This window comes from Streptomyces sp. YKOK-I1, assembly GCF_054660435.1.
Genome location: NZ_BAAGDR010000001.1, coordinates 6317768 through 6343223 on the forward strand (window position 1 = coordinate 6317768; position 25456 = coordinate 6343223).

General features: G+C 73.2%; 19 protein-coding genes. 13 read left to right on the forward strand and 6 right to left on the reverse strand.

Annotated elements, in window-relative coordinates:
- The first annotated feature begins 6 nt into the window (after positions 1-6).
- The 7 genes from ACYQ8Q_RS28200 to ACYQ8Q_RS28230 all read left to right on the forward strand — a co-directional run bounded on the left by ACYQ8Q_RS28200 (position 7) and on the right by ACYQ8Q_RS28230 (position 12873).
- Positions 7-2754, forward strand: coding sequence for a protein kinase (locus ACYQ8Q_RS28200; protein ID WP_460068650.1), 2748 nt, complete (start codon positions 7-9; stop codon positions 2752-2754).
- 190 nt (positions 2755-2944) lie between these two features.
- On the forward strand, positions 2945-4813 hold the full coding sequence (locus tag ACYQ8Q_RS28205) for a serine/threonine-protein kinase (protein WP_460068651.1): 1869 nt from the start codon (positions 2945-2947) through the stop codon (positions 4811-4813).
- A 59-nt stretch (positions 4814-4872) separates the two neighbouring features.
- Positions 4873-6678, forward strand: a complete 1806-nt coding sequence (locus tag ACYQ8Q_RS28210; protein WP_460068652.1) for a serine/threonine-protein kinase — start codon at positions 4873-4875, stop codon at positions 6676-6678.
- A 51-nt stretch (positions 6679-6729) separates the two neighbouring features.
- Entirely contained in the window at positions 6730-8340 is a 1611-nt protein-coding gene (locus ACYQ8Q_RS28215; protein ID WP_460068653.1) for a serine/threonine-protein kinase, read from the forward strand.
- Positions 8341-8388: 48 nt separating this feature from the next.
- Positions 8389-9189 (forward strand): serine/threonine-protein kinase, encoded by an 801-nt coding sequence (locus ACYQ8Q_RS28220; protein WP_460068654.1) that lies wholly within the window; start codon positions 8389-8391, stop codon positions 9187-9189.
- A gap of 133 nt (positions 9190-9322) precedes the next feature.
- Positions 9323-11002, forward strand: coding sequence for a succinic semialdehyde dehydrogenase (locus ACYQ8Q_RS28225; RefSeq protein ID WP_460068655.1), 1680 nt, complete (start codon positions 9323-9325; stop codon positions 11000-11002).
- A gap of 74 nt (positions 11003-11076) precedes the next feature.
- Entirely contained in the window at positions 11077-12873 is a 1797-nt protein-coding gene (locus ACYQ8Q_RS28230; RefSeq protein ID WP_460068656.1) for a GMC oxidoreductase, read from the forward strand.
- 118 nt (positions 12874-12991) lie between these two features.
- Here the strand turns inward: ACYQ8Q_RS28230 and ACYQ8Q_RS28235 are convergent, their stop codons facing one another.
- Both ACYQ8Q_RS28235 and ACYQ8Q_RS28240 read right to left on the reverse strand, forming a co-directional pair.
- Entirely contained in the window at positions 12992-14035 is a 1044-nt protein-coding gene (locus ACYQ8Q_RS28235) for an LPXTG cell wall anchor domain-containing protein (RefSeq protein ID WP_460068657.1), read from the reverse strand.
- 709 nt (positions 14036-14744) lie between these two features.
- Entirely contained in the window at positions 14745-15026 is a 282-nt protein-coding gene (locus ACYQ8Q_RS28240) for a chorismate mutase (RefSeq protein WP_460068658.1), read from the reverse strand.
- A gap of 429 nt (positions 15027-15455) precedes the next feature.
- On the opposite strand from ACYQ8Q_RS28240, the gene guaA reads away from it, so the two are divergent.
- Complete coding sequence (guaA, locus tag ACYQ8Q_RS28245) at positions 15456-17036, forward strand: glutamine-hydrolyzing GMP synthase (RefSeq protein WP_460068659.1); 1581 nt, start codon at positions 15456-15458, stop codon at positions 17034-17036.
- Between the two features lie 3 nt (positions 17037-17039).
- Here guaA and ACYQ8Q_RS28250 read toward each other — a convergent pair whose 3' ends face one another.
- The gene (locus ACYQ8Q_RS28250) at positions 17040-17528 is read right to left on the reverse strand and encodes a pyridoxamine 5'-phosphate oxidase family protein (protein WP_460068660.1); all 489 of its coding nucleotides are present in this window, start codon (positions 17526-17528) and stop codon (positions 17040-17042) included.
- Between the two features lie 148 nt (positions 17529-17676).
- Between ACYQ8Q_RS28250 and ACYQ8Q_RS28255 the strand changes: the two genes are divergently transcribed.
- Positions 17677-18471, forward strand: a complete 795-nt coding sequence (locus ACYQ8Q_RS28255) for a class II aldolase/adducin family protein (protein ID WP_359287455.1) — start codon at positions 17677-17679, stop codon at positions 18469-18471.
- Here ACYQ8Q_RS28255 and ACYQ8Q_RS28260 read toward each other — a convergent pair.
- Positions 18440-19366 (reverse strand): DUF4429 domain-containing protein, encoded by a 927-nt coding sequence (locus tag ACYQ8Q_RS28260; RefSeq protein WP_460068661.1) that lies wholly within the window; start codon positions 19364-19366, stop codon positions 18440-18442. The two genes, ACYQ8Q_RS28255 and ACYQ8Q_RS28260, sit on opposite strands and share 32 nt — an antisense overlap.
- Before the next feature lie 203 nt (positions 19367-19569).
- Between ACYQ8Q_RS28260 and ACYQ8Q_RS28265 the strand changes: the two genes are divergently transcribed.
- Together ACYQ8Q_RS28265 and ACYQ8Q_RS28270 are read left to right on the forward strand one after the other, a co-directional pair.
- Positions 19570-20859 (forward strand): hypothetical protein, encoded by a 1290-nt coding sequence (locus ACYQ8Q_RS28265; protein WP_460068662.1) that lies wholly within the window; start codon positions 19570-19572, stop codon positions 20857-20859.
- Positions 20860-20991: 132 nt separating this feature from the next.
- The gene (locus ACYQ8Q_RS28270; RefSeq protein WP_460068663.1) at positions 20992-21525 is read left to right on the forward strand and encodes a DoxX family protein; all 534 of its coding nucleotides are present in this window, start codon (positions 20992-20994) and stop codon (positions 21523-21525) included.
- A gap of 6 nt (positions 21526-21531) precedes the next feature.
- Here ACYQ8Q_RS28270 and ACYQ8Q_RS28275 read toward each other — a convergent pair whose 3' ends face one another.
- Both ACYQ8Q_RS28275 and ACYQ8Q_RS28280 read right to left on the reverse strand, forming a co-directional pair.
- Positions 21532-21786, reverse strand: coding sequence for a hypothetical protein (locus tag ACYQ8Q_RS28275; RefSeq protein ID WP_460068664.1), 255 nt, complete (start codon positions 21784-21786; stop codon positions 21532-21534).
- Entirely contained in the window at positions 21773-23239 is a 1467-nt protein-coding gene (locus ACYQ8Q_RS28280) for a PspC domain-containing protein (protein ID WP_460068665.1), read from the reverse strand. Before ACYQ8Q_RS28280 ends, ACYQ8Q_RS28275 begins: the two co-directional genes overlap by 14 nt.
- Positions 23240-23418: 179 nt before the next feature.
- On the opposite strand from ACYQ8Q_RS28280, the gene ACYQ8Q_RS28285 reads away from it, so the two are divergent.
- Together ACYQ8Q_RS28285 and ACYQ8Q_RS28290 are read left to right on the forward strand one after the other, a co-directional pair.
- The gene (locus tag ACYQ8Q_RS28285; RefSeq protein ID WP_460068666.1) at positions 23419-24711 is read left to right on the forward strand and encodes an ATP-binding protein; all 1293 of its coding nucleotides are present in this window, start codon (positions 23419-23421) and stop codon (positions 24709-24711) included.
- A complete protein-coding gene (locus ACYQ8Q_RS28290; protein WP_460068667.1) occupies positions 24708-25454 on the forward strand; it encodes a LuxR C-terminal-related transcriptional regulator in 747 nt (248 codons plus the stop codon). The genes ACYQ8Q_RS28285 and ACYQ8Q_RS28290 overlap by 4 nt, the downstream gene beginning before the upstream one ends.
- The last annotated feature ends 2 nt before the right edge of the window (positions 25455-25456 follow it).

Sequence of the window (25456 nt, forward strand, 5' to 3'; positions counted from 1 at the left end):
GGCAATGTGGACGACTACGCGGGACGGGTACTCGCCGACCGCTACCGCCTGCCGCTGCCCCCCTCCGACGAGTACGAACTCACCGAGACCCGGGCCTTCGACACCTACAGCGGACAGGAAGTCCTGGTCCGCCAGGTGCCGTTGCCCGAGGTCGTCGAGGCCGAGGTGCTGGACGCCGGAGGGCTGCCCGAGGGGTTCACGGCACGTGAGCACCGGGGCGGCGCCGGGCGGGTCCCCGGCGCACGCGGGGGCGCGAGCACCCGGCGGCCCGCCGATCCCGTCGTACGGCGTGCCGTGGAGGCCGCGCAGGCGGCGGCGAGCATTCCCGACCACCCCCGGCTCGACCAGGTCTTCGACGTGTTCGCCGACGGCGGTTCGCTGTGGATAGTGAGTGAGCTGGTGGCCGCCCGGCCGCTCGCCGCGCTCCTCGCCGAGCAGCCGCTGACCCCGTACCGGGCCGCCGAGGTCGCCTCGGACGTGCTCACGGCCCTGAGGGTGCTGCACGCCCACGGCTGGGTGCACCGCAACATCACCGCCCGCACCGTCCTCGTCTGCGACGACGGACGGGTCATGCTGACCGGCCTCGCGGTCGGCGCGGCGGAGGAAGCGCTGTGCGGCTACGACCCGGTGCCGGCGGAGGAACAGGCGCCGGGCGCGGTGCTCCGGACGCCCTCCGCGACGGCTGCGCACCCACCGGCGCCCGGCCCAGCCACCGGTAACGCGGGCGGTGTGGGCGCAGGTGGTTTCCCCGGAGGGGCTGCGGCGGGTTTCCCCGGAAGGGCCCCGGGAGGCGCCGTCGGTGATGCCCTCGGGGCTTCCGACGGAGGGCCGGATGCCCGGGGTCTCGGCGCGTTCGGCGGCGGGTCCGTGGGCGGACCCGGGAGCGGCGCCGAGGATCCCGAGGCCGCTCGGCGGGCCGCGATCGAGGCGCGGGTGGCCGGGGGGCTGCCGGGGCCGGCGGGTGAGCAGGTCACCGGCGCCGGGGCGTCGGGCGAGGTCGCCCGGCGGGCGCCCCTGGAGACCGGTGGGGACATCCGTGCCGCGCGCGCCGGGGCGATCGCCGCCTACCGCGCGGGCGCCCGCGCCGCGGCCCGCGTCCAGGAGTCCCAGCAGAACGGGCGCACGGCCCTGCCGGGGGCCCGCACCCCCGCCGAGGACGACCACGGCCCCGTGACAGCCTCCCCGTACGGCGCACCCGGCACGAACACCGCGCGCCAGGGCGGCCCGCACGCCCTGAGCGGTACCACCGGCGCCCCCTCCGGCCCGCCCGGACAGATCGCCGACCCCTACGGCGTACGAGGCACCCCCGCACCGAACGCCGGACCGGGCCCGGCGCCCGCCCCGGCCGCCGGAGGGCATCCGCCCGTCCCCGCAGCCGCGGGACAGCCGCCCGCCCCCGTCCCGGCGCAGCCCGGCGGGGTGGCCGGCGACGGGCGTTCCGGGGCGCGTTGGGACGACCTCGTGGCCGCCGGGGCGCCCGGTGGAGCCGTGCGCCGGGGCCCCGCCACCGCGCTCGCCGCCGAGCGGGCCCGGCAGGCCCGGATGGCGGTCGTCGGGCCCGTCACCGAGCGCTGGGCGCCCGAACAGGCCGGGCCGGTGCACGAGAACTGGCAGCTCGCCGCGCCGATCGGCCCCGCCACCGACCTGTGGGCGCTCGGCGCCCTGCTCTTCCGGGCCGTACAGGGACACGCGCCCTACCCCGAGGAGTCGACGGCGGAGCTGGTGCAGATGGTGTGCGCCGAACCGCCCGCCTTCGCCGAGGAGTGCGGACCGCTCAGGCCGGTCGTGGAGTCGCTGCTGCGCCAGGACCCGACCGAACGCCTCGACTTCGAGGAACTGCGCGGCTGGCTGCGCTCGCTGGTGCGCTCCGCGCCCGAGCCGGAGGCGGGCACCCACGTCGTCGCCGCGCCGCCCAGCGACCCGCGCCGGCTGCCGATCGTGCGCCGCAAGGGCGAACTGGTGCGCAGACGGCGCGCCGGGCTGCCCGCCCCGCACGGCCGCCACAAGCGGGCCCGGCAGGACCCGGGCCGCTCCCCGCGCAGCCTCGGCCGCACCCTGCTGGTGCTGATCCTGCTGCTGCTGGCCGGGGCCGTCGCCTACGCCGTCCTGTTCATGCCCAAGGCCGGCGAGGACGGCGCGACCGCGACCGGCGGCACCCAGAACACCGGGGCCACCGCCTCCGCGAGCGCGCCCGCCGGACAGGCCCCCGACGCGAGCAGCGAGCCCCGGCCCGACCAGACCTCGCCCGGCGACGGGACGAGCGCGGAGGCCACCGAGCCCCAGACCGGCTCCGGCGCGGACGTCGCCGACGGCTTCACCCTCCGCAAGGACGCCGCAGGTTTCCGGATCGCCGTCGCCGACGGCTGGGGCCGCACCGGCAAGAACGGGCGAGGCCAGATCGTGTACTCCCACGGCGACTTCGAGCTGATCGTCGTACCGGGGCGGGACAGCGCCTCCGCCAACGGCAGCGACCCGATGGTCTACCAGCGGGAGAAGGAGAGCGAGCTCCAGCCGTACCGCGACTCCAGCTGGGCGACCGCCTCCGGGCTGCGGACCACCACCGTGGGCACCCGCACGATGGCCGAAGGGCAGTTCACCTGGTCCGACGGCGGGCGCGAGCTGTACGTCCGCAACCTCGCGATCCTCATCGACGGTCGCTATCACGTCGTCCAGGTACGCGGGCCCGAGGCCGAACGGGACGAGGTCACCCGGCTCTACGAGCAGGCGGCGGCCACCTACCAGTACACCGGCTGAGCAGGCCCGTTCACCGGCTGAGCAGGCACGTTGGCAGGCCCGGGCGAGCGCTCGGCCCGGGCGGTTCCCGGACGGGCGGAGAAGCGACAACCGTCACAGTGCTGTCTCCTTGGCACCCCCCTTGTTCCCCGGAGGCATCCCGGTCTTTACGCTGACCCTGTCAAGAGCATTGCGGGGCAACGTGAATCAGATGCAGGGCCTGCTCCTCGCGGGCCGCTACCGGCTCGCCGACACCATCGGCAGCGGTGGCATGGGTCGGGTGTGGCGGGCGCACGACGAGCTGTTGCACCGTGCGGTCGCCATCAAGGAGCTGACCGCCGCCCTCTATGTCACCGAGGGCGACAAGCCGGTTCTGCTCGCCCGGACCCGGGCGGAGGCGCGCGCCGCGGCGCGGATCAACCACTCCGCCGTCGTCACCGTGCACGACGTGCTCGAACACGACGGCCGGCCGTGGATCGTGATGGAGCTGGTCGAGGGCCGTTCGCTGGCCGACGCCGTCAAGGAGGACGGCCGGGTCGAGCCGGCCGAGGCCGCCCGGATCGGTCTGTGGGTGCTGCGCGCCCTGCGCGCCGCGCACTCCGCCGGGGTCCTGCACCGTGACGTCAAGCCCGGCAACGTGCTCATCTCGCACGACGGCCGGGTCCTGCTCACCGACTTCGGCATCGCCCAGATCGAGGGCGACACCACGATCACCCGGACCGGAGAGGTCGTCGGCTCCGTCGACTATCTCGCCCCGGAGCGGATCCGCGGCCAGGACCCCGGCCCGTCCTCCGACCTGTGGGCGCTCGGCGCGACCCTGTACACCGCGGTGGAGGGGCGCTCGCCGTTCCGCCGCACCTCGGCGCTGAGCACCCTGCAGGCCGTCGTCGAGGACGAGGCCGCCGAGCCGCAGTACGCCGGTCCGCTCGGCCCGGTCATCGCCGCGCTGCTGCGCAAGGACCCGGCCGGCCGCCCCTCCACCTCCGAGGCCGAGCAGCTCCTCGCCGAGGCCGCCGAAGGGCGCCGCCCGAACGGCGCACAGGCCTTCGTGCCCACGCAGTACGGCGGGCCGGGCGGATACACCCACCCCGGCCTGAACCAGGGAGTCCCGGACGCATACGGGGGACCCGGCCTCGGGACGAGCGGTACCGGGCCGTCGTACCCGTCAGGGCCGTACCCGTCCGGGGTGCCGTACGACTCAGGGGCGCAGTACGTCTCCGGGGCGCAGTACGTCTCCGGGGCGCACGCCGCGCCACCTACGGGACCCGGTCCGGCGGAGGCGTCGACACCCGTCCCCGGCGCCACCGGCCCGACCGCCGCGGGCCTCCCGCACTCCGGCACCGGTTCCGGCCCCGTCCCGCACCCCGTGCACTCGGGCCCCGTCCAGGTCGGCCCCGCCCCGGCCGCGCAGCCCCCGCGCCGCCGCAGGCTGCGCACGCTCGCGCTCGTGGTCGTGGTCGCCGCGCTGGTCGGCGGGGGGACCGCCGTGGCGCTCCAGAAGTGGGGGCCGGACCGGGAGGACACCGGCGCGTCCGCCGCGCCCCACGACTCCGCCTCGTCGAGCCCCTCGTCCGAGGTGAGCCCCGGCAGCCAGGGCGGCGTGCCCGACTCCTGGGTCGAGATCGACGACGACCTGGGCTTCGGGCTCTCGCTGCCCGACGACACCTGGACGCGGTCGGTCTACCAGGACGACGGCGACCTCAAGCAGATCGACTACTCCCCGGACGGCGGCGAGCACTTCGTCCGGATCGCCCTCGACAAGTCGCCGGACTACAACGACCCGTACGCCCACCAGAAGGACCTGGAGGCGCAGCTCGACCGGCTGGTGGACTACAAGACGGTCAAGCTGGAGAAGAACGTCTACCGCGACCGCGACGGCTCCGAGTGGGAGTACACCTGGACCGCGCTGGCCAAGGACACGGAGTTCCCCGGGCCGCGCCGGGCCATCGAGGAGACGTACATCGCCCGGGACGGCTCGGAGTACGCGATCTACATGTCCTCCCCGGCGAAGGACTGGGCCACCACCGCCCAGCAGTTCAAATCCGTACTGCAGAGCTGGCGGGAACCCAGCGCCTCCTGACGGGGGGTTGGCCGGTCGGCCACCCGGAGCGGGGACATCCGGTGGGGCATGATGGGCCCATGGGGACCGAGGGGGACGCCGTCCGCGTCATCGCGGGCCGCTACCGGCTCGAGGCAAGGCTCGGGCGGGGCGGCATGGGCGTCGTGTGGCGTGCCACGGACGAGCTGTTGGGACGGCGTGTCGCGGTCAAGGAGCTGATCCAGGACGACACGCTCTCCGCCGAGGAGGCGCGCGGACGCCGCGACCGGACGCTGCGCGAGGCCCGCGCGGTGGCCCAGTTGAGCCACCCGCACATCATCGTCGTGCACGACGTCGTCGAGGACGACGAACGGCCGTACATCGTCATGGAGTTGATCAAGGGCGGGTCACTCGCCGACCGGATCGCCGGGCACGGCCCGCTGGCCCCCGAGGAGGCGGCCCGGATCGCCATCGCCCTGCTCGGCGCCGTGCGCGCCGCGCACACGGCCGGGGTGCTGCACCGCGACATCAAGCCGGCGAACGTGCTGCTGGAGGACGACAGCGACCGGGTCGTCCTCACCGACTTCGGCATCGCGCAGGTCGCGGGCGCCACCACGCTCACCGAGACCGGTTCCTTCGTCGGCTCGCCCGAGTACACCGCCCCGGAGCGGATGTCCGGCGCCCGCACCGGCCCCGAGTCCGACCTGTGGTCGCTGGGCGCGCTGCTGTGCACCGCGCTGAGCGGCGCATCGCCCTTCCGGCGCGACTCCCTGGGCGGCATCCTGCACGCCGTCGTGTTCGCCGAGATCCGTACGCCCGCCGAGGCCGCCCCGCTGCTGCCCGTCGTTCGGGGGTTGTTGGAGCGCGATCCGGAACGGCGGCTCGCACCGGCGGAAGCGGAGCGGCTGCTGCGCGCCTTCCTCGACACCGGGCGTACGCCGGAGCCCGTGGGCTCCGGGTACACCCCGACCCAGGAGGATCTGCCGGCCCGGTCCCGGGCGACCGGGAGGTTCCGGCGGCCCTCCGCGCGGGCGGACCAGCCCCGGCCGCCGGAGGAGTCACGGGCGGAGCCGTCCCGGCCCGCGGAGCGGACCCGGCCGGGGGCCGAGCAGACCCGGCTGGGCTCGGAGCCGCTGCCCGCGCGGGAACGTTCCTCGCGGGGTGTGCTCATTGCCGCGCTGCTGGTCGCCGCGATGGCGGGGGCGGGCGTGTCGGCGGCGGCACTGCTGGTGAACCGCGACGGCGGCGGTTCCTCGCCCACGAATCCCACGAGTTCCGCACGGCCTTCGGGCGCCACGGGCGCCACGGGTTCTACGGGTTCTACGGGTTCTACGGGTTCGGCGTCCGGGGAGGCGACGGGCGCGGGTCCGGCCGCCGGAGGCTCGGCGAGCCCCGGCACCACGACGGCCACCCCGTCCGCCACGGCCACCGGTGCCGCCAATCCCGCCTCCGACGATCGCCCCAGCGCCCCCTCCGGCTACCGCGTCGCCGACGACCCCGCCGGGTTCGCCCTGGCCGTACCGGAGGACTTCACGCGCGTGCCGCAGGGCGAGCGGGTCTTCTACATGTCCCCCGGGGAGACCTTCCGGCTCGGCATCAAGGTCTCCGCCCCGGAGTCGGGCGGCCCGCTGGGCGTGATGCGGCGCGCGGCCGCCAAGGGCCCCGACACCAACCCCGGTTACCACGACGGCACGGTCACCGAGACCACCCACGACGGGGACCCCGCCGCCCTCTGGGAGTTCACCTGGGACGGCTTCAGCGCGGCGGAGGGCCCCCGGCACACCTACGACCTGTGCTGGGAGGAGGGCGGGCGGCTGTACGACGTGTGGGTGTCGGCGCCCGTCGGGAAGGTGCGGGAGGCTCGGGAGTACTTCGACGTCGCGGTCGACACGTTCGTGACACGGTAGTTGCCGTTCTCCGGTGGAAACCGGCCCGCCTGGCGCGATAGGGATGGACCCATGAGCCACCACGGGGGTGTCGGCCACGAGCCCGACGAGACGACGAGTTTTGTCCTGCAACCGCCCGCCCCGCGACCGCCCGCCCCGCAGGAGGCGGAGCCCGGCGTCGGACGGCTCATAGCCGGCCGGTACCGGCTGCTCGCCAAGCTCGGGCACGGCGGCATGGGCACGGTGTGGCGGGCCAAGGACGAGACCGTGGACCGCGAGGTCGCCGTCAAGGAACCCCGCGTACCGGACCACCTTCCCGAACGGGAACGGGCCAACGCCTTCGAACGGATGCGCCGCGAGGCGCGGGCGGCGGCCCGGCTCGACCACCCCGCCGTGGTCACCGTGCACGATGTCGCCGTCGTCGACGGACAGCCCTGGATCGTGATGGAGCTGGTCCACGGCCACTCCCTCGGCAGCGTCCTGCAGGAGGGCACGCTCGGCCCCCGCGAGGCCGCCCGGATCGGCCTGGAGGTGCTGGCCGCGCTGGAGGCCGCGCACGCGGCGGGCATCCTGCACCGGGACGTCAAACCGGACAACATCCTCCTCGGCCGCCACGACCGGATCGTCCTCACCGACTTCGGCATCGCCCAGATCGAGGGCGAGACCAGCCTGACCGACACCGGCGGCTTCGTCGGCTCGCCCGAGTACATCGCGCCCGAGCGGGTGCTCGGCCGGCGCCCCGGCCCGGCCTGCGACCTGTGGTCGCTCGGCGTGGTGCTGTACGCGGCCACGGAGGGCGTGTCGCCGTTCCGCCGCAGCAACACGCCCGCCACCCTCCAGTCCGTCCTGCACGCCGTGCCCGCCCCGTCCGCCGCCGCACAGGGCCCGCTCGCCGAGGCCGTCAACGGGCTGCTCGACAAGGACCCGGCCCGCCGCCCCGGCGCCGCACAGGTACGGGCGCTGCTGGAGGCGGCCGTACGCCCGCCCGCGCCGCTCCCGGAGCCGGTGCTCGCGGCCGACGCGCCCGCCCCGACGACCGAGGTGTCCGCCCGCCGGCGCCGCAGGGGCCGTACGGCATGGACCTCGCTCGCGGCCGTGCTCCTCGCGGCGGCCGCGACGGCGTACGTGCTGATCGCCGACCCGTTCGCCGGACCGCTGCCGGACGGCTGGTCCCGGCACCACGAGAAGGACGTCACCGCCACCCTCGCCGTGCCCGGCTCCTATGTGCGCAGCGAACCGGACAAGGACCGCAGGGACGACGAGCACTGGGTCGCCTACACCGACCCGAGCGGCGCGATCTCCGTCGTGCTGGAGGTGGCGCGCAGGGCGCAGGACACGGGCAGGAACATCAAGGCCTCGGCGGCGGCCGAGATGTACGCCGACGACGGGGACTTCAAGGAGTCGGGCAGCTACGAGCTCGACATGCCGAAGAAGCCGCGCACGAAGACCGACGGCAACGCGCGGTACCGGGACGGCAGACCCGCCGCCGGCAACACCGTGGTCTACACCACCGACGACAGCCAGGACCCGCGCCCGCGCGAACTGCGGATCTTCTACTACCGGTCCGCCGCCGGGGACATGTACAAGCTGCTGATCGGCTACCCGGGCAAGGGCGACTTCACCGCGCGGGGCCGGGAGGTGGCGCGGACGGCGATCGCCAACCTGGACCTCGACAAGCCGTAGACGGCCGTGGGCAGCCGTGGACACGGGTGCTCGTGGTAGTCATGGGACATGAGTGACGACGGCGCCCCCATAGGCGTCAACGACCTTGTCGCGGGCGGGCGTTACCGACTGCTGGAACGGATCGGCTCCGGCGCCGCGGGCACGGTGTGGCGGGCCCACGACGACCTCCTGAACCGCGAGGTCGCCGTCAGACAGCCCCGGCTGCCCGGCGGCCCGGGCGACGAGGACCGCCGCAGGGCCGCCCACCGTCTCCACCACGAGGCCCGGGCCGCCGCCCTCGTCGACCACCCCTCCGCCGTCGCCATCCTCGACGTGGTGGAGGAGGACGGCGCGCCCGAGGCGGCCGGTGACGGACCGCCCTGGATCGTCATGGAGCTGATCCGCGGCGAGTCCCTGCACGAGACGCTCGCCCGCGGCCCCCTCGACCCCGCCGAGGCCGCCCGGATCGGCCTCGCCGTCCTCGGCGCGCTGCGCGCCGCGCACGCCGTCGGGATCGTCCACCGCGAGGTGCGGCCGGCGAACGTCCTGCTCGGCCCGGACGGCCGGGTCGTCCTCACCGGCTTCGGTCCGGCCCCCGCCCCGGAGCCGCCCACCGGCGCCCTCCCCGGCTCCCCGGACTTCGCCGCCCCCGAGCGCAGAGCGGGCCGCGACGCAGGCCCCGCCTCCGACCTCTGGTCGCTCGGCGCCCTGCTCCGCGCCGCCGTGGCGGACGCCGGCCCGCTGGACCCGCTCGTCCGGCGCCTGCTCAGCCCGGACCCGGCCGGCCGGCCGGAGGCGGCGCAGGCGGAGGCGGAGCTGGCGGCGCTGGTCGCGGCGTCGCACGGACGTCTGGAGCTGGAGAGCCGCTGAACCGGCCCGTGCCCCGATCGGCGCCCTGATCAGCGGCTTCGTTGCCAGTGGACACTGGCGTCATGTGGACGGTCGGTGAATCCCCGTTACCGGCGGGTACCCAAAGTCCTCCCCGCGGCATACCCTGCGCGTCATGACGGACTCGCAGGCCCCGGACAGCACCGGTACGACGACCACGGCCGGTACGACGGCTACGGCAGGCACGACCACGACGGGTACGGCCACGGCCGGTACGAACCCCCTCGCCCCCGCCCCCGCAGGGGTCCGCACCGCCGCCGACGTGGTCACCCCCCAGCTCGTCGCCCAGCTGACCAAGGGCGTCGTCGGCTCCGGCCGCACCGCGAACCACACGCCGTTCACCGGCGAGAAGCTCGCCGACCTGCCCGAGTCCACCCCCGAGGACGTCCTGAAGGCCTACGAGGCGGCCCGCGCCGCACAGGCCGTGTGGGCGCGGACCCCCGTACGGGAGCGCGCCGCCGTCCTGCTCCGCTTCCACGATCTGGTCCTGGCCCGCCAGGCCGAGGTCCTCGACCTCATCCAGCTGGAGACCGGCAAGGCCCGCCTGCACGCCCACGAGGAGGTCCAGGCCGTCGCGGTCGCCGCCCGCCACTACGGCCGCCGGGCCGCCGCGTATCTGCGGCCCAAGCGGCACGCCGGCGCCATGCCGACCCTCACCAAGGTCACCGAACTGCGCCACCCGCGCGGGGTCGTCGGCCAGATCGCCCCCTGGAACTACCCCCTGGAGCTCTCCGTCGGCGACGCGCTGCCCGCCTTCGTCGCGGGCAACGCGGTCGTCATGAAGCCGGACACCGAGACCTGTCTGACGGCCCTGTGGGCCCGCGACCTCCTCATCGAGGCCGGGCTGCCCGCCGACGTCTTCCAGGTCGTCCTCGGCGAGGGCCCGGTCGTCGGCCCCGAGGTCGTCCGGCACGCCGACTACGTCTCCTTCACCGGCTCCACCCGCACCGGGCGTGAGGTCGCGCAAGGTGCGGCGGCCCGGCTGGTCGGCGTGTCCCTCGAACTCGGCGGCAAGAACGCCATGCTGGTCCTCGACGACGCCGACATCGAGAAGGCCGCCGCGGGCGCCGTCCGGGCCTGCTTCTCCTCCGCCGGCCAGCTCTGCATCTCCATCGAGCGGCTCTACGTCCACGAGTCGATCGCGGACGCCTTCCTGGAGCGCTTCGCCACCCGCACCAAGGGCATGCGCCTCGGCAACTCCCTCGCCTACGGCGCCGACATGGGCTCCCTGGTCGGCGAACGCCAGCTGGAGACCGTGTCCCGGCACGTCGAGGAGGCCGTGGCCAAGGGCGCCAAGGTGGTCGCCGGAGGTGTGGCCCGCCCGGACATCGGCCCCTACTTCTACGAGCCGACCATCCTCGACGGCGTCACCGAGCCCATGGCGGTGTGCGGCGAGGAGACCTTCGGCCCGGTCGTCTCGATCTACCGCTTCACCACCGACGACGAGGCGGTCGCCCTCGCCAACTCCACGCCGTACGGCCTGAACTCCTCCGTCTGGACCAGGAACGCCCGCCGTGGCGCCGAGGTCGCCGCCCGACTGCGCACCGGCACGGTGAACGTCAACGAGGGCTACGCCCCCGCCTACGGCAGCGTCCAGTCCCCGATGGGCGGCATGAAGGACTCCGGCCTCGGCCGCCGCCACGGCTCGGAGGGCATCCTCAAGTACACGGAGGCCCAGACGGTGGCCCAGCAGCGGCTGCTGCCGATGGCGCCGGCGCTGGGGATGGACGACGAGAAGTACGCGGCGTTCATGAGCACGAGCCTGAGGGTGATGAAGGCACTCCGGTTGCGCTGAGGTCTTTGAAGGGGCGCGGGGAACTGCGCGAGCAACCACGTACCACCCGCACGGACACTCAAAGAGGAGCACACGTGCCCCAGGACACCCACGCCCACGCCTACGACTACGACGTCCTCGTCGTCGGCTCCGGCTTCGGCGGCTCGGTGACCGCCCTGCGCCTCACCGAGAAGGGCTACAGCGTCGGCGTCCTGGAGGCCGGCCGCCGCTTCACCCGCGAGACCCTCCCCAAGAACTCCTGGGACCTGAAGAACTACCTCTGGGCCCCCAAGCTCGGCTGCTACGGAATCCAGCGCATCCACCTGCTGGGCAACGTCATGGTCCTCGCCGGCGCAGGCGTGGGCGGCGGCTCCCTGAACTACGCCAACACCCTCTACGTCCCGCCGAAGCCGTTCTTCGAGGACCCCCAGTGGCGGGACATCACCGACTGGCAGGAGGAGCTGAGCCCGTACTACGACCAGGCACGCCGCATGCTCGGCGTACGGCTCAACCCCACGACCACCCCCTCCGACGTGCACCTGAAGGCGGCCGCCGAGCGGATGGGTGTCGGCGACACCTTCCACCTCGCACCGGTCGGCGTGTTCTTCGGAGACGGCAAGGACGGGGACGGCGCCGACGCCGTGAAGGCGAAGCCCGGCGAGCGGGTCGCCGACCCCTACTTCGGCGGCGCGGGCCCCGACCGCAACGCCTGCACCGAGTGCGGCGAGTGCATGACCGGCTGCCGGCACGGCGCGAAGAACACCCTGAACGAGAACTACCTGTACCTCGCCGAGAAGGCGGGCGCGGTCGTCCACCCCATGACGACGGTCGTGTCGGTCACGGACGACTCCCGGGGCGGGTACGCGGTGGCGACCCTCCCGACCGACGACCGCCGCCGCGCCGGGGGCCGTACCTTCACGGCCCGCCGGGTCGTCCTCGCCGCCGGCACGTACGGCACCCAGACCCTGCTGCACCGTATGAAGGCGAACGGACAACTGCCGTATCTGTCCGACCGGCTCGGTGAGCTGACCCGCACCAACTCCGAGGCGCTGGTGGGAGCCCAGACCGACGACCGCCGCTACCGCCGGGCGACCGGCGCGCCGAAGGTCGACTTCACCCGCGGCGTCGCCATCACCTCCTCGATCCACCCGGACGAGAACACCCACATCGAGCCGGTCCGCTACGGCAAGGGCTCCAACTCCATGGGCGGGCTGTCCATCCTCCAGGTCCCCTACGCGGAGGGCTCGTCGAGGGTGGCCGGCTGGCTCGCCAACGCCGCCCGCCACCCTCTGCTCGTCCTGCGCTCGCTGTCCAACCGGCGCTGGTCGGAGCGGACCATCATCGGCCTGGTGATGCAGTCGCTGGACAACTCGCTGACGACGTATCTGAAGCAGACGGGTGTCGGCAAGGGGCTGCTGACGGCCCGCCAGGGCCACGGCGCGCCCAACCCCAAGCAGATCAGGGCCGCCTCCGAGGCCGCCGCCGCGATCGCCGCCGACATCAACGGCTTCGCCGGCTCCAACGTGGGCGAGCTGATGGGCACCCCGCTCACCGCCCACTTCCTCGGCGGCTGCCCGATCGGCGACTCCCGGGATACCGGGGTCATCGACCCGTACCACCGCCTCTACGGCCACCCCGGCATCTCGGTCGTGGACGGCGCCGCGGTCTCGGCGAACCTGGGCGTCAACCCCTCCCTCACCATCACCGCCCAGGCCGAGCGGGCGATGTCGTACTGGCCGAACAAGGGCGAGAGCGACCCGCGTCCGGCGCAGGGAGCGGCGTACGAGCGTCTGAAGCCGGTGGAGCCGCAGGCTCCGGCGGTCCCGGCGGAGGCGTTCGGCGCGCTGCGCCTGCCGTTCCTGGGGATGCCGACGGTGCCGCCGAAGAAGTGACGGGCACGGCGGGTTCGGGATCTGCGGGATCTGCGGGGTGTGCGGGGTGCGCGGGCAAGCGAAAGGGACCTGCACCCCCCTCCGAGCGCAGGTCCCTCTCGCTGTCCCGGGCGGCGCCTTACGCGTGCGCGCCGGTGGTCCTGCGGCGCCGGACCGCGACGACCGCCCCCGCACCGGCGAGGACGGCGACACCGCCGACGAGGCCGATGACCGGGAGCGAGGAGTCGGAGCCGGTGGAGGCGAGGCTGCCGCTGATCGGCTTGGCGCCGCCCTGGGCGCGGGTGCCGTCGTCCGTGTCGGGCTTCTCGCCGTTCGGCGTGGCGTCGTCGACGTCACCCGCGTCGCTGCCGGCGGCGAGGATCTTCACGTCGTAGAAGTCGCCGTTGCCGTGGCAGGTGGCGTCCTTGCCCGCGTAGATCGCCTCGCTCAGCGCGAAGGACGAGCCGGCCGGGGCCGAGGCCTTGACCTTCACCCGCAGGTCGAGCGTGCTGGAGCTGTGCTTCTCCAGGGTGTCGAGCAGTCCGACGAAGGAGCCGGTGACGTTGACCTTCTTGCCGTTCTCGTCCTCGTAGGAGTCCTGGAAGCCGTCGGTCCACTTCCCGTCCTCCTTGACCTGGATGACGGCGAGGCCCTCGGACAGCCAGGCGTCCGTGTCGTCGCCGTACTCGAGGAACGCGTCGATGTAGACGTTCGTCAGGTCCTGGTCGGAGTCGTTCTGGACCTTGAAGGTGAAGCCGTGCCAGCCGGAACCGGCCACGATCTTGTTCGGCAGGCCCTTGATCTGCGCGGTGAGGTTCTCGTCCAGCTCGAAGGCCCTGCAGTCCGTGAACGGGTCGAACGGCTTCTCGCTCGCGGACGCGCTCGTGGAGGCCGAGCCACTGGCCGAGGACGAGGAGGACTGCGTGGCCGAGCCGGACGGGGAGCCGGAGGCGCTGCCGGTCTGCGACTCGGACGCCGAGGGCGAGGTGGTGTCGGACGCGGAGCCGGACGGGCTCGACGTGTCCGAGGCGTCCGAGTCCGGCGCGGCGGCGGTCTCGGACTCGGAGGCGCTCGCGGACGGCGAGCCGGACTCCTCGGCGAACGCTCCCGGCGCCAAGAGCAGGGCGAGCGGCACCATCGCGGCCGTCGCGGCGGCGGTGAGGAGAGTCCGGCGAAGCTTCATGAAGACCTCGGAAGATCGACTGTTGGGGGAGGCCTTCTGCGAATGTGGGGCGCAGGCGTGACCCGTGTTTCGCCTGATGTGACCCGCGAGCCCTGTGAACAGTTGTCCTCCCTTCACAAGATCCTTATGTGATCTGCGTCACATCTGAGGCGGGGAGGGGTGCACTAAGGGTGCGGTACGGGGTGCGCGCACGACGAAGGGCCCCGCGGGGCGGATCCGCGGGGCCCTTCTTTCGTCAGCACCGGCGTCAGGGCAGCGCCGGTGCCTGGGAGGCGGCGCCGGGGGGTTGCGCCGCTCTATTGGTCTGGACCTCTGAAAGTCATCCGGGACATAACGCGCAAGAGGGTCGTCCGGGACGGGACTTGGAGCGGTGAGGGGCTTTTTCTGCATCGTGCTGGATGAACGCGGCGCCCGCAACCGTTCGACCCGGCTCTTGTGCATTTCGCCCTGTCCGCCGATCGGCCCCGGGCGTCCCCGAGGCCGACCGTTCTCTTGGGTGACCGGGCTGCTGTCCCCTGCCGTCCGGTCACTTACCTGGAGCGAGGTCCCACGACGCACGGCACGATCCGTCCGCCTCATCGCTCCAGTGAGCCACGCGTGGTACTTCCGGGCCCGCACCTGGCTGGAACGGACACCGGGACCAACGAAACGGGACCGACGGCGGTCACGCGCCGTACGGGTGAGAGAGCGCCCGAACTCAGATGCGACCTCAGATGCGACCCCGGCAGAGCTCCAGCAGGGTCATCGCGAGGGTGGTGCCGGGCTTGCCCAGTGCCTCCCTGTAGTGGCCGAGGACCTCCATCTCGCGCGAGAGGTTCACGCGCCGGCCCCCGGAGGTGATCCGGGCCTCCTGGATGACGGCGGACACGGCCGCCCGTTCCTGGATCAGGCCGATGATCCGGTCGTCGAGGGCGTCGATGCGCTCCCGCGCACCGGTGATCACATCGGCGGCCTCGGAGGTACGGGCGCCGGTCACGTCGAGGGAGGTCATGGGGACTCCTGGTGGGTGTCGGGTTCGGATGAGGCCCCGGACCGACAACCCCGGAAAACGCCAGACGCCCCGGGCCTTGTCGGCCCGGGGCGCCTGGGAAGTCGCTTGTCAGTGGCTCAAGCAGCACGACCATGGCAGCCGGTGGGCCGGTTGCCATAGGTAAAGAGGAAGGTCGAAAGCTCGCGCATGGCGGCAGTATGCCACAGCCCCCCACCCTCTCCCCGCCCCCTGTCCCGCCCTCCCTCTTCTCCGCTTCCCCCGTGCTTGCCCCCTGCCTCGCCTCCCCTTTTTTCCCAACCGAGTCGGGTGAGTGGGTGGGCGGAGGCCGGGGGTCCGGGGGCGGAGCCCTCAGGGACGGGACCGTTCCGACGGCCACCTCGGTAGAATCGGCGTACACACAGACCCCCGCCCCACCGCCGGAAGGCCCCCGTGTCATCAGCGACTCCCGCTGCCGCCGCCCCCGACACCGTCCTGGTCGTCGACTTCGGCGCGCAGTACGCCCAGCTCATCGCCCGCCGAGTCCGCGAGGCCCGGGTCTACAGCGAGATCGTGCCGAGCACCATGCCGGTCGCCGAGATGCTCGCCAAGAACCCGGCGGCGATCATCCTCTCCGGCGGCCCCTCGTCCGTGTACGAGGAGGGCGCCCCCCGCCTCGGCCGCGAGCTGTTCGAGGCCGGCGTCCCCGTCTTCGGCATGTGCTACGGCTTCCAGCTGATGGCCCAGGCCCTCGGCGGCACCGTCGACAACACCGGCTCCCGCGAGTACGGCCGTACGGATCTGCACGTCTCCCGGACCTCCTCCACCCTCTTCGAGGGCACCCCGGCCGAGCAGCACGTGTGGATGTCGCACGGCGACGCCTGCTCCGCCGCCCCCGAGGGCTTCACGGTCACCGCGTCCACGGACGTCGTCCCCGTCGCCGCCTTCGAGAACGACGAGAAGAAGCTCTACGGCGTCCAGTACCACCCCGAGGTCATGCACTCCACGCACGGCCAGCAGGTCCTGGAGCACTTCCTCTACCGCGGCGCGGGCCTGAAGCCCACCTGGACCACCGGGAACGTGATCGAGGAGCAGGTCGCCGCGATCCGCGAGCTGGTCGGTGACAAGCGCGCGATCTGCGGTCTGTCCGGCGGCGTCGACTCCGCGGTGGCCGCGGCCCTGGTCGGCCGTGCCATCGGCGACCAGCTGACCTGCGTGTACGTCGACCACGGCCTGATGCGCAAGGGCGAGACCGAGCAGGTCGAGAAGGACTTCGTGGCCGCGACCGGCGTGAAGCTGGTCGTCGTCGACGCCGAGGAGCGCTTCCTGACCGCGCTCAAGGGCGTCTCCGACCCCGAGGAGAAGCGCAAGACCATCGGACGCGAGTTCATCCGCGTCTTCGAGCAGGCCCAGGCCGAGATCATCGCGGACGAGGGCCCGGCGGTGGAGTTCCTGGTCCAGGGCACGCTCTACCCGGACGTCGTCGAGTCCGGCGGCGGCACCGGCACCGCGAACATCAAGTCCCACCACAACGTCGGCGGGCTCCCCGAAGACCTGGAGTTCCAGCTCATCGAGCCGCTCCGCAAGCTCTTCAAGGACGAGGTCCGCATGGTCGGCCAGGAGCTCGGCCTGCCCGAGGAGATCGTCCAGCGCCAGCCGTTCCCCGGCCCGGGCCTCGGCATCCGGATCGTCGGCGAGGTGACGAAGGAGCGTCTCGACCTCCTCCGCGACGCCGACGCGATCGCCCGCGAGGAGCTCACCGCCGCCGGGCTCGACCGCGAGATCTGGCAGTGCCCGGTCGTCCTGCTCGCGGACGTCCGCAGCGTCGGCGTCCAGGGCGACGGCCGCACCTACGGCCACCCGATCGTGCTGCGCCCCGTCTCCTCCGAGGACGCCATGACCGCCGACTGGTCGCGGCTGCCGTACGACGTCCTCGCGAAGATCTCCACCCGGATCACCAACGAGGTCCGTGACGTCAACCGCGTCGTCCTCGACGTCACCTCCAAGCCCCCGGGCACCATCGAATGGGAGTAGGGCTCACCTGCGCCTGACGACGCGCAGCCCTGCACCGGGCTGCCAGACCTGCACGACGAGATACGTCTCGTCCTCGACGTAGGTCCTGACGACCTCCGTCAGCTCGGTGCGGAAGAGGTGGAACGGCTCCGGCGGTTCCACCTCTTCGCTGTACGCCCCCTTCACCGCCGGATCCTCGACCTCCACCGCCCGCCCCGCGATCCGTACGTCCCCGCCGCCCATCCCCGTGCCCTCACCCGGGTTGGCCTGGAGCGCGAACCGCGGATCGCGCCGCAGATCGAGCGCCTTGACCGAATCCGGCATCATCCCGAGCCACAGCTCACCGTCGAGGAACCGGACCTCCAGGCCCGTCGTCCGCGGAGAGCCGTCCTTGCGCAGAGTGGCCAGAACATGGTGGGTGAACGCGCCGAACCGCTCCTCGACGGTCCGCGCGAGGCCGGGCTCGGCAGCCGTGAACGCGGCCCAGTTCGCCGCCGTGTCGTTCGCTGTCATACCCGGAGTGTGAACGCGATACAGGACATCTCCTGTCGCATTTCTGTCGTGTTCCACAGACGCACGTCATCTTTGCATAACAAGCCTGTTCTCCTGCGCTGACCGAGGGTAACTTCCGCCCGTACACCCACCCAGTGCTGGAGGACCGATGCACGGGCCCACGCCGCCTGCCCCGCTGCCCACCGACCGGCTGAACTTCGCGATGCCGCCGATGCACGACTCGGTCGAGGACGAGCGCCGGCACCGCAAGGAACGCCTGGCGGGCGCCGTACGCATCTTCGGCCGCCTCGGCTTCGAGGACGGCGTGTCCGGCCACATCACCGCCCGCGACCCCGAATACAGCGACTGTTTCTGGGTCAACCCGTTCGGTATGCCATTCAAGCACGTCACCGTCAGTGACCTGGTTCTGGCCAACTCCGACGGCCAGGTCGTCGAGGGCGGCTACCACGTCAACCAGGCCGCCTTCACCGTCCACGCCCAGGTGCACGCCGCCCGCCCGGACGTCGTCGCCGTCGCCCACTGCCACTCGGTGTACGGCCGCGCCCTCGCCGCCCTCGGCGAACTCCTCGACCCCCTCACCCAGGAGAGCTGCGCCTTCTACGAGGACCACGCCCTCTACGACGCCTACACCGGGGTCGCCGTCGACGCCGAGGAGGGCCGGCGCATCGCGAGCGCCCTCGGCTCCCGCAAGGCCCTCGTCCTGCGCAACCACGGCCTGCTCACGGTCGGGGACTCGGTCGACGCGGCCGCCTGGTGGTTCCTGTCCATGGAACGCTCCAGCCAGGTCCAGCTCACCGCCCGCGCCGCCGGCCGCCCCCTGCTGATCGACCACCGCGCGGCCGTCGCCACCCGCGAACAGCTCGGCGGCGACCTCGTGGCCTGGATCAACTACCAGCCCCTCTGGCAGGACATCAGCCGCAGCGAACCGGACCTGCTGAGCTAGGCCCCTCCTGGAAGCCGCGCAGTATCACGGCCTTCGTCCGCGCGAACTCCTCGTCCGTCAGCACCCCGTCCCGATGCAGCTCACCCAGCTCCCGCAGCCTGCGCAGCAGTACGTCGTGCGGGTCGGCCTGGGCGGGAACGGCCGCCGCCCGCCGCTGCGGCCGGCCCGCGCCCCCGGCGTCCGCCCACGCCGAGGGGTGCGGCATCCGCGCCGTCACCGCCGTCGCCACCAGCGCGGTCAGCAGATCCCGCTGCACACCGCCCCACAGGTCCAGCGCATACGGATCCTTCTCCGCCGGAAGCTTCGCGCACACCGTCTCCCCGGTCACGAACCGCAGAAAGCCGTCCTCGTGACCCGAGTTGGGCAACCACTCCACCCGCACCAGATCCCCCACCGCGATGATCCGCGGCCCCGTCGCCCGCTTCACCCGGTCCGAGGTGTCCGCCCAGTCGATCCGCACCCGCGTCCCGTCGAAGGACACCGTGCCGTCCGACGAACGCACCGACACCGGAACCGGCGGCCCCGGCAGCAGATAGGCCCGGGCGGGCTCCTTGGGCACCTGGTCCAGCAGCAGCGCGTGCCGGATCTCCGCCACGACGTACTCCGCCAGCCCGTGGCGGTCCACGTCCACCAGCAGCCGGTACGGATCCGCCGCCTCCGGCAGCCGCCCGCCCGTCGCCTGCAACAGCGGATCCGCCCCCTCCCTGAGCCGCATCCGCAGCCGCCCCCGCCGTCGCTCCGGCTCGTAGACGACCCCGGCGACCGCCTCCAGCGGCACGACGATCTCCCCGTACGTCTGCCGGAACAGCGGCACGGAACGGTGCAGCCCCGGCGTGATCCGGACCGCCGTACCGTCGAAGGCCCAGCTCCCGTCACGCTGGATGATCTCGGCCATACGGACAATTCTCGCAGCCGGGTCAACACGACCCCTCCCTTCTTCACCCGCTCTGACCAGACCTGCCGAAGCCGGACCGTGTGCGGTAGGGCACAATTCGCTGTCATCGCGGGGGAGTTGTCAGCGGTGCGGCGGCCGGGATCCACAACGGGTCCCTCACAGGCCGCCGCTCGTTCGGGTCACGGGGAAGGCGGGCGTCGGACGTGGCGGTACAGGAGGCGAGACAGGGCGCGCACCCGGGCACGGGCACGGGCCCCCACGACGGCGGCTGCACCTGCGGGGACTGCCCGCACGGCGCCCGCGAGGGACACCGGCGCGCGGTCGCCGCGTTCCTGCTCAAACGCGACGAGTTCGCCGCCGGCCAAGGCCTGCCGGCCGCCGTCGCCCACTCCGCCTCGGCCTCCCGCCAATGGGTCTCCGAGGAACTCACCCAGTCGGCAGAACTGGTCGCCGAACGCGGCCGCGCCGAGGGCGAGGCCTGGCTGTCCCGCCTCTGGCTGCGCACCGCCACCACCGTCTGGGTGGCGGTCGTGCTGCTCCTCCTCGTCCAGGCCCTCACCGCGATCGGCGCGGGCTGGACCTCGGCCCGCACCGCCGGACTCCTCGCCGCCCTCCTCGTGGCCGGCGCCCTCACCACCGCCTCCTGGTTCCACCGGGCCCGCGGCGGCGCCCTCGCCCCCGTCATCGGCGAGGACAACCGCCTCTCCACCTCCCGCGCGGTCGCCGCCGCCTGGGTCCTCCTCCTCTCCTACGCCGTCCTCGTCCTCGTCGGCCGCCTCGCCGCCGCCTCCGGCCACGCCGAACGCGACACCCTCATCTCCGGCCTCGACCTCGCCCGCGGCGCCGGTGTCGTGACCGTCCTCGCCGTGGTCTGCGGCATCGCGGTCCTCGTCCGCCGGGTGGTGGGCCTACGGGTCCTGGGCCAGCGGCTCCAGAAGGTCCGCGCCCACCGCCCCCGGGCCGCCGACCTCCTCACCGACGACTCCGGCCGCGGCACCTTCGCCGACATCCAGTACGTCGTCATCAGCGCCGTCGCCCTGGCCTTCGCAGCGGTCCGCCTCGCCCGCCGCCCCGACCAGCTCCCCGACCTGCCCTGGGGCCTGGCCGTCGTGGTCCTGGTCTCGGCCGCGACCTACCTCGCCGGCAAGTACGCCGAGGGCGGCCGCCCCGTCATCCTCTCCGTCGTCCGCTCCCGCGAGGCCGGCGACCTCGACGCCCCCATCCGCACCGGCGACGACATCGAGATCCGCGGCGCCGGCTTCGTCCCGCCCGGCGCCCAGACCGCCGACCGCCTGTCCCGCATGGTCGTCCGCATCGGCCCGGTCCATGTGCATGTCCCCCTCGTCCCGGTCACCGGCGGCTTCAGCAACCCCACCGACGCCGTCCTCACCGTCCCGGTCCCCGTCGACGTCGAACCCGGCCGGCTGGAGGTCCAGGTCGTCACCGCGGCGGGCGTGGAGACGAACCGCTACACGATCGACGTCACCGAGTAGCCATGTGAACGCGCGGGCGGAGTGAAACCAGGGAGACCCGCGGGCTGTGCCAACAATTGAGCGCACCCCCCATTTCGTACGTATGGTCTGGTGAGGGGTCCCACCACTCAGGGCGAGAGGCGGCTACGGGCGATGACTCACGGTATGCGGACGGACACCTATCCTCCTTACCTCCAGGGCGGCGGCCGGGGCTGGCGGGACACCGCCACCCACTACGCTCTCCTTCCTCTACGGATCTTCCTGGGCGTCACCTTCATCTACGCCGGCGTCGACAAGCTCACCGACAGCGCCTTCATGAAGGACGGCGGCGCGGGCTCGATCGGCGACACCATGCGTGCCGTCCGTGACTCCTCGGCCATCCCCGCCCTGGTCGACCTGGCCCTGAAGAACCCGGTGGGCTTCGGTTACGCCATCGCCCTCGGCGAGCTCGCCGTCGGCATCGGCGTCCTGATCGGCCTCCTCACCCGGCTCGCCGCTCTCGGCGGCGCGCTGATCTCCCTCTCCCTCTGGCTGACGGTGAGCTGGGCCTCCGACCCGTACTACTACGGCAACGACCTCATCTACCTGATGGCCTGGCTCCCCTTCGTCCTCGCCGGCGCCCCCTACCTCTCGCTCGACGCGCTCTGGCACAACCGGCGCCGGCAGCGAGCAGGCGGCCTGGACTGACTCGCCTCACACCGGTCTGCCGCCGGTGTGCGCTCCCGTGGCCCCGGTGGGCGTGGCCCGGTCGGCGCGACGCCGTCTGCGCAGGGACCGGGCCGCCACGCCCGTCACACCGGCCAGGAAGAGGCCGACCACGACGAGGGGGATGACCGCGAACCAGGGGGTCTCCCAGAGCCCGCCCGCGTCACCTGCGTAGATGACACCCGCGAGGGTGAAGAACGCGCCCGCGACCAGCCTGCCGGGCTGGAACTCATGACGCAGCACGGCTCACCACCGCCTGTCCCACCCCGACCTGGAGGTCCAGGTCGACCCTCCCGGCCGTGTCCTCGCTGCCCGACACCGGCGGCAGCGTCATCGTCCTGTGCTTGCCCGGCTCCACGTCCACGTCCTCCTTGTTCTCGCCGGGCAGCTGGACATCGCCCAGCCCCACGTCGATGCTCAGCCTCACCGTCACGTCCGGCGGCACGATCACCCGCAGCCGGCCCACCCCCACCTCCGCGTTCGTGCGCACCGTCTGTCCCTTGGCCACGTCCAGCCGGGACAGGTCCAGCGTCGCGTCACCGGTGCCGAGGTCGTAGGCCCTTCCCACCTCCGACACCGCCGCCGGCCGCCAGGTCCGCTCGACCCAGTGCGTGCTCACGTCCCTGGGCAGGACCGCCGAACCCGCCAGCAGGCCGGCGGTGACCAGCGCCAGGAACACCGACCCCGCGCCCGTGCGCCCCAGGAACGAACTGATCGCGATCCCCGCGCCGAGCACGACGAGCGCGGCGGCCAGCCCGGCCTGCAGGCTGGTGCCCAGCGGATGGTCGTCCCAGGTGAGCCGGGTGACGAGGCCGCCCGCGAGCACGGCCAGCAGGAACACCCAGCCGCCCGTCCAGCGGGGGCCGCGCGGAGCGGGGGAGCGGCCGGGCGGGACGCGTATGTGCTCGCGGGCGCCCGGGTGGCCGCTGAGGCTGACATTGACGGCCGCCGCGATGTCCCGCCCCCAGGAGTCCCGGGGACCCCACAGATAGCCGGTGCCGCCGTCATGGGTGCCGTCCTTGACGATGGGGTCACGCCACCAGGAGGGATAGGAGGCCGGAACCGGCGGTGCCTGGGCCTCCGGCGGGGCGTCGGCGACGGCCTGCGCCGCGAGCGGATCGGGGTCGGCGGAGCCCCGGTGCCGCGACCAGTACCCGGCCCCCGCGAGCAGGAGCGAGAGGACCACGGCGAAGGTCAGCACACTGCCGTTGTTCAGCATCGACAGGAACACGCCGCAGCCGACCAGCGCGAACAGCACGGCCGCCAGGGCCTGGCCGTCGACCCGGCCGGTGAGCAGCTTGCGCACCTCGTGCTGCTCGTCGTCGGAGTAGGGGACGAACAGCCACGCGAACCCGTAGAAGATCAGGCCGATGCCGCCCGTCGCGGAGAGCACCGCGAGTGTGATCCGGAAGATCACCGGATCCATGTCGTAGTGCCGCCCCAGCCCCGAGCACACCCCGGCGAGCATCTTGTACTGCCGGTCACGCCGGAACCTGTCGGACCCCTCGACACCCTCGACACCCCTGGCGCCCTCGGCGCCGTCTGCTCCCCTGTCTCCGTGCGCGGGCGCGCCCGCCTGCCCGTGCGCGCGAGGCTTCTCACCCGCGGCGCCCCGGGCGCCGGTGGACGGGGCGGCCGCGTCGGGCGCGGTGCCCCCGTCGGGCACGGCGTCCGCGGCGTGCTGGTGATTTTCCATGGGTCCATGGTGGCGGGCCCGCGGCCCCGGCGGCAGTCGGAACGACCCTGGTCGGACCCTGATATCGGCCCTGAGCCAACGCCCGGGAGGCGTTCGACCTCCGCGGGGGCCGAAGATCAGGGGCGTCTCGGGGACGAACCCTGATGCCCGGGCCCGCACGCTGTGTGACCATCGTTGGCATGCCGGAAGCCGCAGCAGCGCCACTCGTCGAACCGCGGCCGCCGCGCAAGCTCTACCGCAGCAGCGACGGACGCTGGCTCGGTGGCGTGGCGCGGGGGCTCGCCGGGCATCTCGGGCTGCCCGTCGTGTGGGTGCGGCTCGTCTTCGTCGGCCTGTTCATGGCCGACGGCCTCGGCGCCCTGCTCTACGCGGCCTTCTGGTTCTTCGTACCGCTCGGCGTCGGCGGCGTCGGAGACCAGAGGCCGCCGTCCCTGGTCTCCACCGAGACCGCGCCCGACGGCCGTCGCAGACTCGTCCCGCGCAGACCGGACCGCGGCCAGATCGTCGCCCTGCTCCTCATGGTCGTCGTCGCCCTGGTCTTCGTCGGCAATGTGAACCTGGGCAGCGGCGCCAAGGCCTATCTCCTGCCCGCCGTCCTGGTCGGCGCGGGCGTCGCCCTCGTCTGGCGCCAGGCGGACAACGCCCGCCGGGCCCGCTGGGTCGAGGTGGGGCGCAGACGCCGCACGCTCACGCTGCTGCGGGCCGGCGCGGGCGTCCTCCTCGTCACCGCCGGCGTCTCCGGCATCTTCGTCCTCCAGGGCTCGGCCGCCCACCTCGGCTCGGTCCTCCAGGCCGCGCTCGCCGTCCTCGTCGGCATCACCCTCCTCGCCGGGCCCTACCTGGTCCGGATGACCCAGGACCTCTCCGAGGAGCGTCTGATGCGGATCCGGGCCCAGGAGCGGGCCGAGGTCGCCGCCCATGTCCACGACTCCGTGCTGCACACCCTGACCCTGATCCAGCGCAACGCGGAGAACGCGGGCGAGGTGCGCCGTCTCGCCCGCGCCCAGGAGCGCGACCTGCGCACCTGGCTCTACAAACCGGAGGGCACCGGCAAGGACGAGGAGGACGAGCCGGCGACGGTCGCCGAGGCGGTCCGGCGCAACGCCGCCGAGGTGGAGGACAAGCACGGCGTCCCCATCGAGGTCGTGGTCGTCGGCGACTGCCCGCTCGACGAGCGGGTCGGCGCACAGATGCAGGCCGCGCGCGAGGCGATGGTGAACGCCGCCAAGTACGGTGGCGAGGGCGGCGCCGTGCAGGTGTACGCGGAAGTCGAGGGCAGGGCGGTCTTCGTGTCCGTCCGGGACCGTGGCCCCGGCTTCGACCTGGACTCGATACCCGCCGACCGCATGGGCGTTAGAGAATCGATCATCGGCCGTATGGAGCGCAATGGCGGCACGGCCCGGCTGCGGGCGGTGCCGGGCGGCGGCACGGAGGTCGAGCTGGAGATGGAGAGGGCGGAGAAGACGTCATGAGCGACCCGACCGAGATGAACGCGGCGGCGGCAGCGGGGGACGCGCCCGAGCCGGCGCCGACCTCCGGCGAGAGCACGGGCGGGCGGCGCGTGCGGGTGGTGCTGGTCGACGACCACCGTATGTTCCGCACCGGTGTGCAGGCCGAGATCGGCCAGACCGAGCAGACGGGCGTCGAGGTCGTCGGCGAGGCGGCGGACGTCGACCAGGCGGTCACCGTCATCACCGCGACCCGGCCCGAGGTGGTCCTGCTCGACGTCCATCTGCCCGGCGGCGGTGGGGTCGAAGTGCTGCGCCGCTGCGCCTCGTTGATGGCCGATGCCGAACAGCCGGTGCGTTTCCTCGCCCTGTCCGTCTCGGACGCGGCCGAGGACGTGATCGGGGTGATCCGCGGAGGTGCCCGCGGCTATGTCACCAAGACGATCACCGGCACCGATCTGGTCGACTCCATCTTCCGGGTGCAGGAGGGCGACGCCGTCTTCTCGCCGCGCCTCGCCGGGTTCGTCCTGGACGCGTTCGCCTCCACCGATGCCCCGCCGGTCGACGAGGACCTCGACCGGCTCACCCAGCGCGAGCGCGAGGTGCTGCGTCTCATCGCCCGCGGTTATGCGTACAAGGAGATCGCCAAGCAGCTGTTCATCTCGGTGAAGACGGTCGAGTCCCATGTGTCGGCGGTGCTGCGCAAGCTCCAGTTGTCCAACCGTCATGAGCTGACGCGCTGGGCGACGGCACGACGGCTGGTGTGACT